General features: G+C 64.9%; 15 protein-coding genes. 9 read left to right on the top strand and 6 right to left on the bottom strand.

The genetic code is table 11. The features are described 5' to 3' along the window. The first annotated feature begins 48 nt into the window (after nucleotides 1-48). The 3 genes from BI347_RS09025 to pdxA are packed head-to-tail and all read left to right on the top strand — an operon-like array spanning nucleotide 49 to nucleotide 4,601. A complete protein-coding gene (locus BI347_RS09025; RefSeq protein ID WP_071115745.1) occupies nucleotides 49-2,313 on the top strand; it encodes an LPS-assembly protein LptD in 2,265 nt (754 codons plus the stop codon). A gap of 9 nt (nucleotides 2,314-2,322) precedes the next feature. Continuing rightward, entirely contained in the window at nucleotides 2,323-3,612 is a 1,290-nt protein-coding gene (locus BI347_RS09020; protein ID WP_193431045.1) for a peptidylprolyl isomerase, read from the top strand. Next, nucleotides 3,609-4,601, top strand: coding sequence for a 4-hydroxythreonine-4-phosphate dehydrogenase PdxA (pdxA, locus tag BI347_RS09015; RefSeq protein ID WP_071115743.1), 993 nt, complete (start codon nucleotides 3,609-3,611; stop codon nucleotides 4,599-4,601). Before BI347_RS09020 ends, pdxA begins: the two co-directional genes overlap by 4 nt. Nucleotides 4,602-4,616: 15 nt before the next feature. Here the strand turns inward: pdxA and BI347_RS09010 are convergent, their stop codons facing one another. Genes BI347_RS09010 through BI347_RS09000 form a run of 3 tightly spaced genes read right to left on the bottom strand, consistent with a single transcriptional unit; the run spans nucleotide 4,617 to nucleotide 6,565 of the window. Then, a complete protein-coding gene (locus BI347_RS09010) occupies nucleotides 4,617-5,120 on the bottom strand; it encodes a TPM domain-containing protein (RefSeq protein ID WP_071114245.1) in 504 nt (167 codons plus the stop codon). 1 nt (nucleotide 5,121) lies between these two features. Then, the gene (locus BI347_RS09005; protein ID WP_071114244.1) at nucleotides 5,122-5,967 is read right to left on the bottom strand and encodes a TPM domain-containing protein; all 846 of its coding nucleotides are present in this window, start codon (nucleotides 5,965-5,967) and stop codon (nucleotides 5,122-5,124) included. Nucleotide 5,968: 1 nt separating this feature from the next. After that, nucleotides 5,969-6,565 (bottom strand): LemA family protein, encoded by a 597-nt coding sequence (locus tag BI347_RS09000; RefSeq protein WP_420837165.1) that lies wholly within the window; start codon nucleotides 6,563-6,565, stop codon nucleotides 5,969-5,971. A 322-nt stretch (nucleotides 6,566-6,887) separates the two neighbouring features. On the opposite strand from BI347_RS09000, the gene BI347_RS08995 reads away from it, so the two are divergent. The 5 genes from BI347_RS08995 (at nucleotide 6,888) to BI347_RS08975 (ending at nucleotide 15,250) form a co-directional block, all read left to right on the top strand. Continuing rightward, a complete protein-coding gene (locus tag BI347_RS08995) occupies nucleotides 6,888-10,739 on the top strand; it encodes a DUF3683 domain-containing protein (protein ID WP_071115741.1) in 3,852 nt (1,283 codons plus the stop codon). Between the two features lie 238 nt (nucleotides 10,740-10,977). After that, complete coding sequence (gene dnaN, locus BI347_RS08990) at nucleotides 10,978-12,084, top strand: DNA polymerase III subunit beta (RefSeq protein ID WP_071114241.1); 1,107 nt, start codon at nucleotides 10,978-10,980, stop codon at nucleotides 12,082-12,084. A gap of 85 nt (nucleotides 12,085-12,169) precedes the next feature. After that, nucleotides 12,170-13,657, top strand: coding sequence for a sensor domain-containing diguanylate cyclase (locus BI347_RS08985; RefSeq protein WP_071114240.1), 1,488 nt, complete (start codon nucleotides 12,170-12,172; stop codon nucleotides 13,655-13,657). A 40-nt stretch (nucleotides 13,658-13,697) separates the two neighbouring features. Continuing rightward, nucleotides 13,698-14,669: a D-2-hydroxyacid dehydrogenase family protein gene (locus BI347_RS08980; protein WP_071115740.1), complete on the top strand. Its 972-nt coding sequence runs from the start codon at nucleotides 13,698-13,700 to the stop codon at nucleotides 14,667-14,669. 56 nt (nucleotides 14,670-14,725) lie between these two features. After that, nucleotides 14,726-15,250, top strand: a complete 525-nt coding sequence (locus BI347_RS08975; RefSeq protein WP_071115739.1) for a cysteine hydrolase family protein — start codon at nucleotides 14,726-14,728, stop codon at nucleotides 15,248-15,250. Between the two features lie 61 nt (nucleotides 15,251-15,311). Here BI347_RS08975 and BI347_RS08970 read toward each other — a convergent pair whose 3' ends face one another. The 3 genes from BI347_RS08970 to paeA all read right to left on the bottom strand — a co-directional run bounded on the left by BI347_RS08970 (nucleotide 15,312) and on the right by paeA (nucleotide 18,903). Continuing rightward, on the bottom strand, nucleotides 15,312-16,940 hold the full coding sequence (locus tag BI347_RS08970; RefSeq protein ID WP_071114237.1) for a glycosyl hydrolase family 18 protein: 1,629 nt from the start codon (nucleotides 16,938-16,940) through the stop codon (nucleotides 15,312-15,314). Nucleotides 16,941-17,217: 277 nt separating this feature from the next. Continuing rightward, entirely contained in the window at nucleotides 17,218-17,457 is a 240-nt protein-coding gene (locus BI347_RS24365; RefSeq protein WP_071114406.1) for a hypothetical protein, read from the bottom strand. Between the two features lie 129 nt (nucleotides 17,458-17,586). Then, the gene (gene paeA / locus BI347_RS08960) at nucleotides 17,587-18,903 is read right to left on the bottom strand and encodes a polyamine export protein PaeA (RefSeq protein ID WP_204378024.1); all 1,317 of its coding nucleotides are present in this window, start codon (nucleotides 18,901-18,903) and stop codon (nucleotides 17,587-17,589) included. Between the two features lie 150 nt (nucleotides 18,904-19,053). On the opposite strand from paeA, the gene BI347_RS08955 reads away from it, so the two are divergent. Further along, nucleotides 19,054-19,452, top strand: a complete 399-nt coding sequence (locus BI347_RS08955; protein WP_071114236.1) for an HIT family protein — start codon at nucleotides 19,054-19,056, stop codon at nucleotides 19,450-19,452. Nucleotides 19,453-19,456 lie beyond the last annotated feature (4 nt).

Raw genomic sequence — 19,456 nt, 5'->3', positions numbered from 1 at the left:
TTGGGCGATTCTATACCGCCCACTAGCCCCCACGATATGGCTTTGTGCATGCCCAAACAAAAACTGACTCCGCTGGCCCTGGCTGTTGCCACCGCCTTTGCCCTGAACGCCCATACTGCCCGCGCCGGCGAGGAAGCACCGGTTGCGCTGCCCACCCCACCGAAACAACAAGGACAGACCGTAGTCACCGCCGACAATCTGGACGGCGAAATGAATGTGATCCTGCACGCCAAGGGCAATGTAGTGCTTACCCGCGACGACCAGAAAGTCGAGTCGGACTGGCTGGACTACTACCAGGCGAAGAACCGGGTGAAAGCCGGCGACCAATTCCGCATGACGCGCGGCAGCGACGTCATCACCGGCACCACGCTGGACTACAACGTGGACGACTACAGCGGCACCGGCATGAATCCGGTGTTCTCCATGTCGAAGCAAAACCCACCCGCCGCCAAACCAGCGCCAGTCAAACCGGTCACCATGCGCGGCGACGGCAGCCAGTTGGACTTCCAGGGTCAGAATCAGTACAAGATCTACGGCAGCCGGATGACCACCTGCGATCCCGGCGACGACGCCTGGTATCTAAAGTCCGCCAGCACCGACCTGGACTACAACAGCGGCGTAGGCGTGGCGCACAACGCCTGGATGCAATTCTACGGCGTACCCATCCTGTATACGCCGTGGCTGGACTTCCCGCTCAACGGCAATCGCAAGTCGGGCCTGCTGACTCCCACCTTCAAGACCGGCACCTCCGGCACTGAACTGTCGCTGCCCTACTACTGGAATATCGCCCCCAACTACGACGCCACCATCACGCCGCACTTCAATGACAAGCACGGCAATATGCTGGCCGGCGAATTCCGTTATCTGGAGCCCAGCTACAGCGGCAGCATCTACACAGAGCAGTTGCCCAACGACAAGGTTACCGACACCTCGCGTTACGCCTGGAGCGTACGCCACCAGCAGAACTTCGGCCACGGCCTGACGTTCGGCCTCGACTACAACCAGGTGTCGGACAACAACTATTTCACCGACTTCGGCGATCAGGTGGCCATCGCTTCCAACGTCAACCTCAACCGCGAAGCCTGGTTGAACTACGCACTGAACTGGCAGGGCGGCAGCGGCAACCTCACGCTGCGCACCCAGCACTACCAGAATCTGACCATCAACCCGGCCCCCACCGACATCCCCTATGCGCGGATGCCGCAGCTGACCTTCAACGCCAATCAGGCGCTGCCCAGCGGCTTCTCCGCCAATCTGGTCACCGACCTGACCCGCTTCGACCATCCGACGCTGCAGACCGGCGACCGCTTCGTCGCCTATCCCAGCGTGAGCTGGAACTTCGACCGCAGCTGGGGCTTCATCCGACCCAAGATCGGCGTCAACTACACCGAATACAATCTGAATGCCTTCCAAGGCAATCCGCAAGGCACGCTTAGCCGCACCCTGCCGATCTTCAGCACCGACGCCGGCCTGTATTTCGACCGCGATGCCCAGTTCCTCGGCCGCGACCACCTGATGACGCTGGAGCCGCGCCTGTTCTACGTCAATATCCCCAACAAGGACCAGAGCAAGCTTCCCAATTTCGACACTTCGGTCAACGACTTCAACTTCGCGCAGCTGTTCACCGAGAACCGCTTCTCCGGCTACGACCGCATCAACGGCGCCAACGAGATCACCACCGCGCTGACCAGCCGCTTCATCGATCAGAGCAATGGCCTGGAGCGGCTGCGCATCGCAATCGGCAAGCGCTACTACTTCAGCCAGCAGGACATCAGCCTGGCGGGCACCCCCAGCCAGGTGACCGATACCGGCAACGACTGGCTGGTGGGCGTGGGCGGCGACATGAGCAAGTCGGTCCGCCTGGACAGCAGCTACGAATACAACCCGACCCTGAACGCGACCCAGCGCTACAATGTCCAATTGCGCTACAACCCGGAGCCGGGCAAAGTCGCCAGCATCCGTTACCGCTACGGCATCTACGAGCTGCAGGACGACAACGGCAACTATGGTCCGCTTCGCCAGGTGGACGTGGCCGCGCAGTGGCCGATCGCCAAGCGCTGGTATGCCATCGGCCGCTACAATTACTCGCTGATCCAGCAACGGCCTATTGAGCAACTGGCCGGCTTCGAGTACAACGATGGCTGCTGGTCGGCCCGTTTTTACAGCCAACGCTACGTCACCGACCTGACCACCACCAAGAACGCGATATTCTTCCAGCTGGAACTGAAGGGACTGGGAGCTCTGGGCAACGGCAATCTGCAAGACACGCTGCGCCTGGCCATCCCCGGTTACACCAAGACTAACGAGCAATAAAGCCTGACCATGAAAAAGACCCTGCTTGCCCTGTTGTTCGCCAGCGCCATGCAAGCCGCGCTGGCCGCTCCCGCCACCCCGGTACGCGAAGTGGATCGCATCGTCGCCGTGGTCAACAAGAACGTGATCACCTGGCAGGAGCTGCAGTCGCGCGTCGACGAGGCGATCAAGCAGTTGGAAGCGCAAAAAGTGGCGCCGCCTTCGCGCGACGTGCTGGAACACCAGGTGCTGGAGCAAATGATCACCGAAGAGGTGCAGCTGCAGTACGCCGCCAGCGGCGGCCTGCGCATCGACGACGCCGCGGTGGACCAGGCGGTGGCCAACCTCGCCAAACAGAACAAGCTGAGCGAGGCCGGCCTGAAGGCCCAACTGGCCAAGGACGGCATCACGCTGGACCGGCTGCGCGGCGACATCCGCCGCGAACTGACCCTCTCCCGCCTGCGCGACAGCGAAGTCGGCTCGCGGGTAATGGTCAGCGACAGCGAGGTGGACCAGGTACTGAAGAGCGCGCAAAGCGCCAACCACACCGAATACCACCTGGCGAGCATCCTGGTGGGCGTGCCGGAACGCGCCGACGCCAAGCAGATCGACGCGCTGTCGCAGAAAGTGCACAAGGCGCTGGCCGATCTGGAGGCTGGCCAGCCGTTCGCCAAGGTATCGGCCACCTATTCCGACTCTCCCAACGCGCTCAAAGGCGGCGACATGGGCTGGCGCAGCGCCACCTCGCTGCCGGTGGAGTTCGTGCAGTTGCTGGAACAGCTGAAAACCGGCGCCCATACCGACGTGATCCGCACCCAACAGGGCTTCTTCATCTTCCAGTTGCAGGAAAAACGCGCCGGCGGCGCGCCGATGCTGGTGGAGCAGTACCACACCCGCCATATCCTGATCCGCACCAACGAGGCGGTGTCGGAAGCCGACGCCAAGGCCCGCATCGAACAGGTGCGCGACCGCATCATGCGCGGCGCCAAGTTCGCCGACATGGCCAAGCTGTACTCGGAGGACGGCAGCAACGCCAAGGGCGGCGACCTGGGCTGGGTCAATCTGGGCGACCTGGTGCCGGAATTCGAGAAGGCGATGGTGGCGCTGCCCATCGGCCAGGTGTCGCAACCGGTGCGTTCGCCGTTTGGCTGGCACCTGATCCTGGTGGAAAGCAAACGTAACCAGGACGTCTCCAGCGACCATGAAAAAATGGCGATCAAGCAGCAGATCCGCGCCCGCAAGATGGAACAGGCCTACACCGACTGGGTACGCCAATTGCGTGACTCCGCCTTCGTCGAAGAGCACCTGGACGACAAGTGACCACTGCGACCCAGCCCATCCTGGCGGTGACGGCCGGCGAACCCGCCGGCATCGGCCCCGATCTCGCGCTGCAGTTGCCGCGGCTGGTCTCCGGCCTGCGCTGCGTGGTCGTCGCCGACAAGGACATGCTGGCGCAGCGCGTCGCGCTGCTCGGCCTGGATATCGCGCTGGTGGATTATCGCCGGCATCAGCCGGCGCCGGCCGGCGCGCTGGAAGTGCTGCATGTGCCGCTGGCCGAGCCGACCGTTGCCGGCAGGCTGAACCCGGCCAACGGCCGCTATGTGCTGGACACGCTGGACGCGGCGATAGACGGCTGCCTGGCCGGCGAATTCGCCGCCATGGTCACCGCCCCGGTGCATAAGGGCGTGATCAACGACGCAGGCGTGCCGTTCACCGGCCACACCGAATACCTGGCCGAGCGCACAGCCACCGGCAAGGTGGTGATGATGCTGACCGGCGGCGGCATGCGGGTGGCGCTGGCCACCACCCACCTGCCGCTGCGCGCGGTGGCGGACGCCATCACGCCGGAACTGCTCGACGAAGTGATCCGCATCCTGCACGCCGACCTGGTGCATAAGTTCGGCATCGCCGCTCCGCGCATCCTGGTGGCCGGCCTCAACCCGCACGCCGGCGAGAGCGGCCACATGGGGCGCGAGGAAATCGATGTCATCGAGCCGGCGCTGGACAAGCTGCGCGGCGAAGGCATGCATCTGGTCGGCCCGTTGCCGGCCGACACCCTGTTCAATCCGGACAAGCTCTCGCAGGCCGACGCGGTGTTGGCGATGTACCACGACCAGGGCCTGCCGGTGTTGAAACACGCCAGCTTCGGCGCCGGCATCAACATCACGCTGGGCCTGCCCATCATCCGCACCTCGGTCGACCACGGCACCGCGCTGGATCTGGCCGGCAGCGGCCGCGCCGATCCAGGTAGCCTGGTCGAGGCTGTGCGGCTGGCGGCGCAGCTGGCGCAGCGCTCGTCCCGCCGCTGAAGTCCGCCACGCCGCTCAACGCACCACCACCTGGTTCGGCAGCTCGTTGACGAAGGGCTCCTCTCCCCGCGGCGCGTGCTTCAGCAACGCCTCGTGTATGCGGCTCAGCCCCAGCTCCAGCCCCGCCACGTGATCGCGGGCGGCGAAGGCCCGCTGCATCTCGGCGCAGATGCCAGCCCACTCTCCGGCCGCTACCCGGCGGTTGATGCCGCGGTCGGCGACAATTTCTATTCTCCGCTCCGCCAGCAGCAAATACACCAGCACGCCGGTGTTCTCCTCGGTATCCCACACCCGCAGCTCACCGAACCACTGCAGCGCCCGCTGGCGCGCGCTCATGCCCCGCCAGACGGCGCGCCAGTCCAGCGCCGACTCAACCACGAAGCGCAGCTGGCCGCGGTGGGCCAGCTCGGACTCGGCGATCTGCCGCTCCAGCCGGGCCAGTTGGCCGGCCGGAAACCGGCGCCGCGCCTGCCAGCCGGTGCTGCACAGGTGGCGCCATGCTCGTTGCCATCGATTCATTTCACCAGTCTCCCGAAGCGCCGCCGCCGCCGAAATCTCCGCCGCCGCCGGACCAGCCGCCGCCATCGCGCCCGCCCGATCTGCCGCCTCCGCTCCAATCGCCCCAGCTGGCCAGCGACAAACCGTGCTCGCCCAGCACCAGGCACAAGCCGGCGGCCACCGCGCCGGTCAACAGCGCGAACAGCGTTCCGGCGCCCAGCAGCAGCGACAGCGCGATGCTGAGACTGCCGATGATGAAGCTGCCGATCAGGCGGCCGAACAAGCGGCCGGCCAGGCCGGAGCCGAACAGCAGGAAGAAGGCCAGCACCGGCCAGCTGTCGCTCCAGCCAGATGCGTGCGCGGCCGGCGGCTTAGGCTCAGGCAGCTTCTCGCCGTCTATCAGACCCTCGACCTGCGTCGCCGCGGCCTGTATCCCCTGCAGGCGCAAGCCCTGCTTGAGCAAGGGCCGCAAGGTGTCCTGCAGGATGCGCTTGGCGTAGATGTCCGGGATCGCGCCTTCCAAGCCGCGCCCGACCAAGAGCTGGGTCTGGTGCGAGTCGGCGACGATCAGCAGCAGCACGCCGTCGTCCACGCCCTGGCGCCCCAGCTTCCAGCTGGCCATCACCCGGGCGCCGTAATCGAAAGGCGTTTCCGGACCGACCGACGGCACGATCAACACCGCCAGCTGGCTGCCTTTGCGCTGATGAAAGTCCAGCAGCTGCTTTTCCAGCTGGCCGCGCTCGGCATCGCTCAGGAAAGCCACCTGGTCTATCACCGGCGAGGTAGGCGGCGGCACCGCCTCCTCGGCGCGGGCCGTGCCCATCAGCAGCCACAGCGCCAAGCCCAGCCAGACCCATGCGCGGCTCATCTCACTTGCCTTGCTGGTCGAAGTTCACCTGCGGCGGGGCGGAGATCGCCTTCTCGTTGTCCACGGTGAAATTGGGGCGGGTCTTCAGGCTGAATATCATCGCCGTCAGATTGTTGGGGAAGCTGCGCACGGTGACGTTATAGGACTGCACCGCGTCAATGTAGCGCTTGCGCGCCAGCGCGATGCGGTTTTCGGTGCCCTCCAGCTGCGCCTGCAGATCGCGGAACGACTGGTCAGCCTTCAGCTGCGGGTAGTTTTCCGACACCACCAGCAAGCGCGACAGCGCCGAGCCCAGCTGATTCTGCGCGGCGGAGAACTGCTTCAGCTTGTTCTCGTCGCCGGCCGCCGCCGCGTCCATCTGGATGCTGCCGACGCGGGCGCGCGCCTCGGTCACCTGGGTCAGCACATCCTTCTCGTGCGTGGCGTAGCCCTGCACCGTCTTCACCAGATTGGGGATCAGGTCGGCCCGGCGCTGATACTGGTTCAGCACTTCGGACCAGGCAGCGTTGGCCGCCTCGTCCTTGGACTGCATCGCGTTATAACCGCAACCGCTGAGCGAAGCCGCCAGCGCCAACATCAACAACAGTTTTTTCCACATCGTCGCCATCCTTTCCATATTGCGCAATCCCTGCCGGGAAACACTCACACAGCCATAGCTTAACCAAAAACAGCGGTATGCCGGAAATACAAAAACTCATGGACATGGATATTTTTGGCACAAAATGACAGAGGGCAGATCAGGGCCAGGCCATTTCAATTGAATAAAATATCCATCATCAGCCGCATGAGCGCAAGGCATGAGCAGAGGCAATATCTTGATATAAAGAGGAAAAATCCCTATTCAACTCATGTTTTTCGCAGCGCAGCAATTAGGATAAACTGGCAGACACTCCTCTAATTAAAAGCAAGCTTGCGGACAAATGACAGCCATCACCAGCGAACAGCGCCTGCGGGAGATCCCGTACAACTACACCTCCTATTCCGACCGCGAAATCGTCATCCGCCTGCTGGGCGAGCCGATGTGGCAACTGCTGGATGAGTTGCGCGGCCAGCGCAAGACCGGCCGCTCGGCGCGGATGCTGTTCGAGGTGCTGGGCGACATCTGGGTGGTGGACCGCAATCCCTACCTGGTGGACGATCTGCTGGACAACCCCAAGCGGCTCTCCGCTCTGGTGGAGGCGATGCGCCACCGCCTGAACGAAGTGGAGAAACGCCGCGACGGCAACGGCCGGGTGGGCGAGATGATCGCCGCCGCCCGCCAGGCGGTGGAGCTGTTCGCCCGCCAGTTCGAGGAAACCCGCGAGCTGCGCGCCAGGGTGCTGAAGAAGCTGTCCCGCTTGACCCGCCGCGACAATATCCTGTTCGACGGCCTGTCTCGCGTCGCCCACGTCACCGACGCCACCGACTGGCGCGTGGAATATCCGTTCGTGGTGCTGAGCCCGGACGACGAAGAAGAGATGGCGCCGCTGGTGCGCGCCTGCATCGAACTGGGCCTCACCATCATCCCGCGCGGCGGCGGCACCGGCTACACCGGCGGCGCGGTGCCGCTGGAGCGGATGAGCGCGGTGATCAATACCGAAAAACTCGACCGCCACCTGGGCATCGAGCATGTCGAGCTGCCGGGCCTCACCGGCAAGCAGGCGACGATACAGTGCGGCGCCGGCGTGGTGACCGCCCGGGTGTCGGAAGCCGCAGCCGCAGCCGGCCTGGTGTTCGCTGTGGACCCCACCTCGGCCGAGGCGTCCTGCATCGGCGGCAACATCGCGATGAACGCCGGCGGCAAGAAGGCGGTGCTGTGGGGCACCACGCTGGACAACCTGGCCAGCTGGAAGATGGTCGACCCGGACGGCCGCTGGCTGCTGGTGGAGCGCATCGGCCACAATTACGGCAAGATCCACGACGTGGCCGAGGCGCGCTTCAGGCTGTCGCGGCTGGCCGACGACGGCAAGACCATAGAGTCCAGCCGCGAGCTGGCGATCCCCGGCTCGGCCTTCCGCAAGGTGGGCCTGGGCAAGGACGTCACCGACAAATTCCTGGCCGGCCTGCCCGGCGTGCAGAAGGAAGGCTGCGACGGCATCATCACCAGCGCCCGCTTCGTGCTGCACCGCATGCCCAGGCACACCCGCACCGTCTGCCTGGAGTTCTTCGGCAGCGTGGCCGAAGCCACGCCGGCCATCGTCGAAATCACCGACCTGTTCAAGCCCGGCGGCGCCTGTCTGATGGCCGGCGTGCGGCTGGCCGGCCTGGAGCACCTGGACTGGCGCTACGTGCGCGCGGTCGGCTACACCACCAAGGCCAAGTCCAAGGGCCGGCCCAAGATGGTGCTGATCGCCGACATCGTCTCCGACGACGAGAACGCGGCGGCCGAGGCCGCCAGCCAGGTGGTGCGCATCGCCAACGCCCGCCACGGCGAAGGCTTCATCGCCGTCACCCCGGAAGCGCGCAAGACCTTCTGGCTGGACCGCAGCCGCACCGCCGCCATCGCCAAGCACACCAACGCCTTCAAGGTGAACGAGGACGTGGTGATCCCGCTGCCGCGCCTGGGCGACTACAGCGACGGCATCGAACGCATCAACATCGAATTGTCGATCGCCAACAAGCTAGAGCTGCTGGACACCCTGACCGAGTACTTCCACGGCCGGCTGCCGGTGGACAAGCTGGACACCAATCTGCCGTCGGAAGAGCTGATCGGCGACCGCCGCGCCGCCGCGCTGTCGCTGCTGGCCGTCTGCCGCGACCGTTGGCAGTGGCTGCTGGCGCATATGGACAGCCCCTTCCACGAATACCGCGCGCTCTGGCCGCAGGCGCCGCTGGAAGACAGCGCCGCCCAGCCGGACACCGTGTTCCACGCGCTGCGCGACTTCACGCTGCGCGTCAGCTGGAAGCGCGAAGTGCGGACGGAGCTGGAGCAGCTGTTCTCCGGCAGCACCCATAGCAGCATCCGCGCCGCCATCCGCGAGCTGCAGCAGCACGTGCTGCGCGGCCGGGTGTTCGTCGCGCTGCACATGCACGCCGGCGACGGCAACGTCCACACCAACATCCCGGTCAACTCCGACAACTACCAGATGCTGCAGACCGCGCACCGCGCGGTGGTGCGCATCATGGCGCTGGCGCGCGAACTGGGCGGGGTGATCTCCGGCGAGCACGGCATCGGCATCACCAAGCTGGAATTCCTCACCGAGGCCGAAATCCAGCCCTTCCGCGACTACAAGGCCAGGGTGGACCCCAATGGCCACTTCAACCGCGGCAAGCTGCTGCCGGGCGCCGACCTGGCGCTGGCCTACACCCCGTCGTTCTCGCTGCTTGGGGCCGAATCGCTGATCCTGGAACAATCCGACATCGGCGCAATCAACGATTCGATCAAGGACTGCCTGCGCTGCGGCAAATGCAAGCCGGTGTGCTCCACCCACGTGCCGCGCGCCAACCTCTTGTACAGCCCGCGCAACAAGATTCTTGGCGTCGGCCTGCTGACCGAGGCCTTCCTGTACGAGGAGCAGACCCGGCGCGGCGTCAGCCTCAAGCACTTCGAAGAACTGTCCGACGTGGCCGACCACTGCACGGTGTGCCACCGCTGCGTCAAGCCCTGCCCGGTGAAGATAGACTTCGGCGACGTTTCGGTGGCGATGCGCAACTTCCTGCGCAAGTCCGGCAACAAGAAGTTCAACCCCGGCACCGCGCTGGGCATGGCCTTCCTCACCGCCAAGGACCCGGCCACCATCAAGACCATCCGCGCCGGTCTGGTCGGCGTCGGCTACAAGGCGCAAAGGCTGGGCAACGCGGTCGGCAAGCGGCTGGGGCTGCTGGGCGGCCAGAAGCGCCAGCCGCCGGCCACCGTCGGTCCGGCGCCGGTCAAGCAGCAGGTGATCCACTTCATCAACCGGCCGATGCCGGGCGGCCTGCCCAAGAAGACCGCGCGCGCGCTGCTGGACGTGGAAGACGCCAACATCGTGCCGGTGATCCGCAATCCCAAGCTGGCCGAAGACGCCGAGGCGGTGTTCTACTTCCCCGGCTGCGGCTCGGAGCGGCTGTTCAGCCAGGTCGGCCTCGCCACCCAGGCCATGCTGTGGCACGTGGGCGTGCAGACGGTGCTGCCGCCGGGCTATCTGTGCTGCGGCTACCCGCAGACCAGCGCCGGCTATCAGGACAAGGGCGACGCCATCACCACCGAAAACCGGGTGCTGTTCCACCGCGTCGCCAACACGCTGAACTACCTGGACATCAAGACCGTGGTGGTCAGTTGCGGCACCTGTTTCGACCAGCTGGCGCATTACCGCTTCGAGGACATCTTCCCCGGCTGCCGGGTGATAGACATCCACGAGTTCCTGATGGAGAAAGGCGTCAAGCTGGAAGGCATCGCCGGCCAGCAATACCTGTACCACGACCCCTGCCACACGCCGATGAAAAGCTACCAGCCGATCAAGGTGGTGAACGAGCTGATGGGCGGCGGCGTGCCGCTGTCCGACCGCTGCTGCGGCGAGGCCGGCACCTTCGCCGCCAGCCGCCCCGACATCGCCACCCAGGTGCGCTCACGCAAGGAAGAGGAGATCCGCGCCAACCTGGCGGCGCTGCCGCCGCAGGACAATTCGGCGCCGGTGAAGATCCTCACCTCCTGCCCGTCCTGCCTGCAAGGCCTGTCGCGCTACAACGACGACACCGGCACCGAAGCCGACTACATCGTGGTGGAGATCGCCAAGCACCTGCTGGGCAAGAACTGGCTGCCGGACTACGTGGCCAGGGCGCGCGACGGCGGCATCGAGCGGGTGTTGCTGTAAGCCACGGCACGCTGATGTTTTTGCGTCCGCATCGCGGCAGATAGTTTCATGGCGGTTCCGCCCGCCGGGCGGGCAAAGGAGACCGCGCAGAAGATGCCGGCGCAGCGCTTTGCCCGCATTGCACACCAAGGTCCGATGACCGGGCTGCTCACCGCCATCCGCCCAAGCGAACGGCATCACATCGACATAGGACAATGTGATAAATTGCCGGATTCTGCCCGATCAGGAGAACCCGGCCATGCTGCTTCTGCAAACCGAACGCGATGCTCTGCTCAAACCTCTGGCCGCGATCTGCGGAGTGGTGGAGCGCCGCCACACCCTGCCTATCCTGTCCCACGCGCTGATTGAGGCCGATGGCGGCGGCCTGTCGCTGCTGGCCAGCGATCTGGAAATCCAACTGCGCAGCCACAGCGCCATCGCCTGCGCCCAGCCTTTCCGCCTGTGCGCCCCGGCCCGCAAGCTGCAGGACATCCTGCGCGCGCTGCCGGCCGGCAGTCCGGTGCAATTGCGGCGCAAGGGCGAACAGTTGCTGCTGCAGGCCGGCGGCAGCCGTTTCCAGTTGCAGACGCTTCCCGCCGACGATTTTCCGCTGCTGGCCGAGGGCCGCCGCCAGACGACTGAGCTGGAATTGGCGCAAGGACCGCTCAAGCGCAAGCTGGAGCAGATCCTGTACGCAATGGCCGGCAACGACATCCGGCCCTACCTGAACGGCCTGCTGCTGCAACTGGACGGCAGCGAACTGCTGCTGGTCGCCGCCGACGGCATCCGGCTGGCCCTCCAGCGCTGTCCGCTGGGAAAAAACGCGCCGGCCGCGCAGGCCATCCTGCCGCGCAAGGCGGCGCTGGAGCTTGCCAAACTGTTGCGCGACGACGACGATGCGCGGCTAACGGTTACGCTGCAAGACGGGCAGGTCGGTTTCGAGCTGGGAAGCCAGCGGATGATCAGCAAGCTGCTGGACGCGCGCGCGCCAGACTACCTGCGCCTGCTGCCGGACAGCCACGACTGCGTGCTCTCGCTGCCACGGCAGCCGCTGCTGGAAGCGGTGCAGCGGGTGGCGGTGTTGGCTCATGCCAAGTTCCGCCAGCTGGAGCTGGCGATACGTCCGGGGCAACTGACGGTGCGTTGCCGCAACGCCGAACGGGAAGAGGCCGAGGAACATCTGCCGATAGACTGGCAAGGCGCGGAGCTGGACGCCAGCTTCAACCTGCAGTATCTGCTGGACGTGCTGGCCAGCCAGCAGGCGGAGCATTTGACATTCGGCTTCGGCAACGGCCTGCGCGGCCTGCTGATCACCAACCCGCTCGAACCGCACTTCCAGTACCTGGCCATGCCGCTGCGCGGCTGAGAAATCCACTCGCCGCACTGGTGCTTGGCGCATAACATTCTATTTTCATATTACAATCCGCCATCTCTTCACGGAAGGGTGCAGCGTGTCCGGCACATTCGCGCGCTACCGACTGGTCATCATCATCACCCTGCTGCTGCTGGGCGGCATCGTCATCAACGCCTGCCTGTACTACCGGCAAGCCAGCGACGACATCCGCCGCAGCATCGCCGAGCAAGGCCTGCCGCTGACCGGCGACACCATCTTTTCCGAAATCGACCAGGGCATTCTGCGGCCGCTGTCGGCGGCGACCCTGATTGCGCACGACACCTTCATGGCGGCCTGGCTACAGGATGGCGAGACCAATCCCGCACTCGCCAGCCGCTACCTGCGGGCGATCAATGGCCGCAACGGTATCAGCGGCAGTTTTCTGGTATCCGAACGCAGCCGCCGCTACTACTACGCCGGCGGCGTCCACAAAACCGTTTCCGCCGGTGATCCGCAGGACACCTGGTACTTCCGCTGCCGCGACATGCGCCGCGACTACGAAATCAATCTGGACTGGGACATGACCAACGGCGGCCAGGCCACCATGTTCATCAACCACCGCATGCTGGACGAACAGGGCCGCCTGCTGGGCGTGATCGGTGTCGGACTGCCGCTGCCACAGCTCAGCAAGCAGTTGGCCGCGTACGAGCAGCGCTTCCAGCGCCGCATCTATTTCATCGACGGCAACGGCCGCGTGATGCTCAGCAGCATGCCCACCACCCTGCCCCGGCCGCGGCTGCAGGAACTGCCCGGGCTGTCCACGCTGAGCGGCGCCATACTTTCCGGTCCGGAAACGCCGAAAAAACTGGAATACAAGCTGCATGGCAACCGCTATCTGCTGAGCAGCCGCTTTCTGCCGGAACTGGGCTGGCACCTGCTGGTGGAGCAGAACGAAACCAGCGCGCTGCGGCAGCTGCGGACGGCCGTGCTGACCAATCTGGCGATCAACAGCGCCATCCTGTTGCTGGTGGTGATGGCGGTGCTGATCACCTTGCAGCGCCATCAGCAGAAGCTGCGCCAACTGGCCACCACCGACCAGTTGACAGGCTGCCTGAACCGCCTCGCCTTTCTCGACCTGCTGCCGGGCTGGCTGCGCCATTGCCGGCGCAGCGACGCCATTCCGCAACTGCTGATGCTGGATATCGATCACTTCAAGCAAGTGAACGACCGCTACGGCCATCAGGTGGGCGACCTGCTGTTGCGCGAAACCGCGGAACTGCTGCGCTCGCAGCTGCGCGGCAACGACCTGCTGATACGCTGGGGCGGCGAGGAGTTCATCGTGCTGGCCGCCAGCTACGGCCACGACGACTCGCTGGCCGAACGACTGCGCAGCATCGTCTCCCGCCACATCATGCAAGGGGCGCCGGACAAGCTGACCATCACCATCAGCATAGGAATGTGCCTGTGGCGGGAGCCGGAAACGCTGGAGTCCGCCATCGACCGCGCCGATCAGGCGCTATACGCCGCCAAACAAGCCGGCCGCAATCGCGTCTGCCTGGCGCGTCCCCACTCCTCCGACAGCCCGGGGAGCTTTAGCGAAAAATGACAATAAGTTAAAGTATCGATTTTCACCGCCAGCGACAGCCATGACCACCATCCACTTGCTGGTGCCGGACGACTACCAGTCGGCTAGCCGCCAGATCGCCGCCCTGCATCAGAATCCCGCCTTTCCCTGCTATGCGCTGGGCGACCTGTCGCTCGATCCGGAAGCGGAAGCGCGGCTAGCCGAAGCCCAGGCGCTGCTGCTGATACGCGAGCGCACCGTGGTGGACGCGGCGTTGCTGGCGCGCATGCCCAAGCTGAAGCTGATCAGCCAGACCGGCAAGCTGGCGCGCAATATCGACATCGCCGCCTGCAGCGCCGCCGGCGTCGCGGTGGTGGAGGGCAGCGGCTCGCCCCATGCGCCGGCGGAGCTGGCCTGGCTGCTGATCATGGCGGCACGGCGGCGGCTGGCGGAAAACCTGGACAGCCTGCGCCAGGGCCGCTGGCAGGGGCCGGTCGGCAGCGTGGTGCGCGGCCAGACGCTGGGCATATTGGGCTTCGGCAAGATAGGCAAGCTGGTGGCCAGCTACGCCCGCGCCTTCGACATGAAGGTATTAGTATGGGGCAGCGAGCGCGCCCGCAATGAGGCGCTGGCGAAAGGCTGCCTGGCCGCTGCCAACCGCGAGGCCTTCTTCGCCGACGCCGACGTCGTCACCCTGCACCAGCGGCTGGTTCCCGCCACCGCCGGCAACGTGACCCGCGCCGACCTCGCTGCGATGAAGCCGAATGCGCTGCTGGTCAACACCAGCCGCGCCGAACTGATCGCGCCCGGCGCGCTGGAAGCAGCACTCGACGCCGGCCGCCCTGGCTTCGCCGCGCTCGATGTGTTCGAACTGGAGCCGATATACGACACCGACCATCCCCTGCTGCTGCGCCCGAACGTGCTGTGCACGCCGCACCTGGGCTATGCCGAAGCGGGCAGCTATCGCCAGTATCTGGAGATCGCCTACCGCAACGCCATCCGCTTCTTCGACGGCGACACCTCTCATGTGCTGAACCCGGAAGTCTTGATCTGAAACTCCATGCCGCAGGCGCCGCCGCCTGCCGGCCGCCCCCACCCAGGAGAAAACCAATGTCTGATACCGCCCTGCTGATCATCGACATCCAAGTCGGCGTCGTGGAAGGCGAAATGCGCGCCGCCCGCCTCGACTTGGTGTTCGACAATCTCAACCTGGCCATCGTCAAGGCCCGCCAGCGCGGCATGCCGGTGATCTTCGTCCAGCACGAGGAAGACGAGCTGCCGCATGGCTCCGCAGCCTGGCAACTGCATCCCAGGCTGGCTCGGCAGGACGGCGACCAGATCGTCTACAAGCGCTACGGCGACAGCTTCTGCGAGACCAATCTGGCGCAGCTGCTGTCGGCGCACGGCGCGAGCAAGCTGTGGATAGGCGGGGCCGCCACCGATTTCTGCGTCGACAGCACGCTGCGCAACGCGGTGTCGCGCGGCTACCAGGTCACCGTCATCGGCGACGGCCATACCACGGTCAGCGCCTTCGCGCTGAGCGGCGAGCAAGTGATAGACCACTTCAACGCCGCCTGGGGCGCCACCAGCGCCACCCCGCAGCCGCTGCGGGTCAAGCCCGCGGCCGAGCTGTAATCCTGTGCGGATAGACGACAAAAACGGCGGGTCTCCCCGCCGTTTTGCCTAGCCTGCCGCTTTACTGCTTCTGGGCCGCCTTGGCCTTCGCTTTCGCCGCGGCGGCTGCCGCTGCCGCCTTGCGCTTGGCGGCCGCAGCCGCGTCCAGCCGCACTTCGGCGCTGGTCTTCAACAGCGTAGCCTGCGCGTCGTCGCCGTCCAGCGACCAGCTGAACACCCCGCCCAGCTGCTGCTGGCGCACGAAGTCCAGCTTGCCGCGGATGGTGGCCGGATCGTCGTAGCTCCAGAACTCGTTGCCGTCATAGGTCCACAGCTGCTTGGCCACCGGGCTGACGAACTGCTTGGCGCTGCGGTTCACCAGCACGCGGTAGTCCTCGATGCCTTGCTCATAAGTGCCCTTGGCCGGACCGGTGGCCACCTGGTACAGGCCGTTGCTCTGCGGACCGGCCGCCACGCCGGTCCAGCCACGGCCGTAGAACGGCAGGCCGACGTTGATCTTGGCACGCGGCACGCCGGCGTTGACCAAGGTCTGCACCGCGTCGTTGACGGTGTAATAGACTTGGTCGCCGGTCACCGGAGCCGCCGGATCTCGGTACAGATTGGACTGGAAGTTGGTCGGGCCCTTGGCTTCCCAGCCGCCGTGGAAGTCGTAGGTCATCACGTTGATCCAGTCCAGATAACTGCTGTAGTTGGCTGGTTCGGTGTTGCGGATCTTGTCGACGCCGGAGCCGATGGCGGCGGTAAGATAGTAACGGCGCTTGTTCTGGGTGGACAGCGCGTTCAGCTGATTGCGGAACTCGGCCATCAGCAAGGTATAGTTCTGCTTGTCATTGGGGTCGACGCTATTGGTCGGCAGACCGCCGCCGCCCGGGTATTCCCAGTCGATGTCGAAGCCATCGAACACGCCCAGCGCCGCGCCCGCCCCGCCGGCGCTCTCGCCCACCGGCAGGTTGCCCTTGATGTAGAGGTCTATGCACGAGCTGACCATCGCCTTGCGGCCGGCGTCGGTAGCGGCGAAGGTGCCGAAGTTCTTCGACCAGGTCCAGCCGCCCAGCGAGATCAGCACCTTCAGCGACGGATTGGCCAGCTTCAGCTTGCGCAGCTGGTTGAAGTTGCCGCGCAGCGGATCGTTCCAGCTGTCGGCCTTGCCGTCCACCGACTCGTTGGCGGCAAAGGAGCGCTGGTAGTCGGCCCAGGCGTCGCCGCCGTCGCCGTTGCCGCTCTCGGCCTTGGTGACCATGCCGCACTGGCCGTTGGCGTAGACATTGCCGAAAGCGTAGTTGAGGAAGGTAAGCTGCTTGTCGCCGCCGGCCTGCACCAGGTTATAGACTTTGTAATTGCGGTCGTAGATGCCCCACTGGGTGAAATAGGAGCCGACATTGCGTCCGACTGTCGGCTTGGGCTCGGGCGGCACGCCGTTGCCGGGCTGACCGGGCTGGCTAGGATCGCCGGGCGTGCACTCGCTGGCCGGGCGCTCCTGCCAGGCGCCCCACTGCGAGCTGCCGGGCTGCTCGCCCTGGGTCCACCAGCTGGCGCGCCAGGTCTTGCCGCCGTAGGTGGCGTAATCGCCGGCGTTGTAAACCTGGCTGCCGGCCCACGGCGAGCAGGACGGCGCGGCATAGACCGCCTGGGTCAGCACGAAGGCCGCGCCGACTGCCAACAGCACGCGCGACAGGGGGAAATGCAGCATGGTATTTCTCCTCTTCTTGATGGATGGACGGCAGAGGGATCGCTCTTGCCACTGCAATCACCGACATGAGCGCCTCATGTGGTATTACATTGGTATCAGCATCGAATATCCACGCAGGAAAACACAAGAAGAGATTTAATCATCCATCATTTAGTACAGGGTATAACCATCCACAATGGCAGGCCGCCATTCGCGCCGCCGCCGGCGAAAGGCAATAAAAAAAGGAGGCCTGCGCCTCCTTTTCCCACATCCGGACTGACCCGGTCGTCAAACCGCCTTACTTCACGTGGTGGTGCTTTTTGTGATGATGGTGGCGGCCATGCTTCTTGGCAGCTTGCGCCTTTTGCGCGGCCGGAGCCGAGCTTGCCTTCTTGGCGTGATGCTTCTTGTGATGCTTGTGGTGTTTATGCGCCGGCGCGGCGGCCTTGGCGGCCGGAGCGGAGGCGTCGGCGGCGTAGCCGGCTGCGGAGGTCAGGCCCAGGGCGGCGGCCAACAGGAGGGCGGTCAGTTTTTTCATGGTCATGCTCCCGAATCTGAGATGTTTTTCTGCCGGAGCACCGCTCGGTGCATCCTTGAATCCATCTTAGGCAGGCTGCCGCCGCGCCGTCTGTGAGGCATGTGTAATGGGGTGTAACCAATCGTAATATCAGCGGGCCGATTCGTCTTCCGCCGGCAGCGGCGGGATCAGCGTCACCAGCAGCTGGTCGATGCGGTAGTTGTCGATGTCCACCACTTCGAACTTGTAGCCCTCGAACTCCACGCTGTCGGTGCGCTTGGGGATCTTGCGCAGCATGTACATCATGAAGCCGGCGATGGTCTCGTAGTTTTCATCGTCGGGGAAGGCTTCTATGTCCAGCGCGCGCAGCACGTCCTCCACTGGGGTGGCGCCATCCACCAGCCACGAGCGCTCGTCGCGCTGGACGATCTGCTCTTCCTGGAACTGGCTGACCAGATCCCCCATCACCGTGCTCATCACGTCGTTGAGGGTGATCACTCCCACCACCAGCGCGTACTCATTCATCACCACCGCGAAATCCTCGCGCGAGGCCTTGAAGCGCTCCAGAAGCTCGGACAGCGTCAGCGAATCGGGAATGATCAGCACGCTGCGTATCGTCAGCTCGCGCTTCATCGACAGGCTCTGCTGATTGATCAGCCGCATCAGGATGTCTTTGGAGTCGACATAGCCGATCACCGAATCGATCACGCCGTCGCACACCAGGAATTTGGTGTGCGGATGCTCGGCGATCTTCTGCTTGATGCTGGCTTCGTCCTCGTGCAGCGTGAAATAGATGATGCTCTCGCGCGCGGTCATCGACGACGGCACGGTGCGGCTTTCCAGCTCGAACACGTTTTCTATCAGGTGGTGTTCGCGCTTTTGCAGCACACCGGCTTCGGCGCCGGCATCCATCATCGCCACAATGTCGGCGGAGGTGAGGTCGTCCGGGCGGCCGGTAGGCACACCGAACAGGCGGAAGAACACATTGGCCAGGCCGTTGAACAGCCACACCAGCGGGCTGCACGCCCGCACGCAGAACAGCATCGGCCGCACCACCAGCAGCGCGATGCGCTCCGGCGCCACCATGCCCAGCCGCTTCGGCATCAGGTCGGCGAACAACACGAACAGCGAAGTCACCGTGACGAAGGACAGGATGAAGCTGAGGTGCTCAACCCAACCCTCCGGGCTGACCAGATGCAGCATGGAGGAAAAATATGGAGTAAAGGCAGCCTCGCCCAGGATACCGGCCAAGATGGCCACCGCGTTGAGGCCGATCTGCACCACGGTGAAGAAGTGCCCGGGCTGCTGCTGCAACTCCAGCACCCGTTCGGCATTGGTCACGCCTTCGTCGGCCAGTTGCCTGAGCTTGATCTTGCGCGCGGCGGCCAGGGAGATTTCCGAAACCGAGAAGAAGGCGCTGGCGGCGATCAGGAGGGCGATGACAAAAAGACTGTTGACGAAACTCACATTGATTCCCGGACTGTAATGGTTGCAATTGCCTGTCGGCATGGCCAGAAGGCCGCGCCGACCCTTTAAGTATAACAGAGCTGCGCCGCTGCCCCGGCGGCGCGGCTGGCGTAAAATCAAAGGTCTATTCAATCAAGACAGGGCCGGACCATGCATTGCGAATTATGTGAACAAGCCAGCGGCGAACTGCTGCACCAGGACGACAGCCTGCGGGTGCTGCTGGTGGAGGAGGCCGGCTACCCCGGCTTCTGCCGCGTCATCTGGCGCGGCCATGTCGCCGAAATGACCGACCTGGCGCCGGCCGAACGCCAGCACCTGATGGACTGGGTCTATCGCACCGAGACGGCGCTGCGCCAGGTGATGCAGCCGGCCAAGATCAACCTGGCCAGCCTGGGCAATATGGTGCCGCATCTGCACTGGCACGTGATTCCGCGCTTCACCGACGACGCCCACTTCCCCAGCCCGGTCTGGGCCTCGCCCCGCCGCGACGGCGCCGACCACAGCCAGCCGCACCTGGCCGAACAGTTGCGCGCCGCGTTGGCGCTGTAGCCTC

It is taken from the genome of Chromobacterium sphagni (assembly GCF_001855575.1).
GTDB classification, from domain to species: domain Bacteria; phylum Pseudomonadota; class Gammaproteobacteria; order Burkholderiales; family Chromobacteriaceae; genus Chromobacterium; species Chromobacterium sphagni.
Note: the sequence above shows the minus strand (reverse complement) of the source record. Positions and strands in the feature narration are given on the sequence as shown.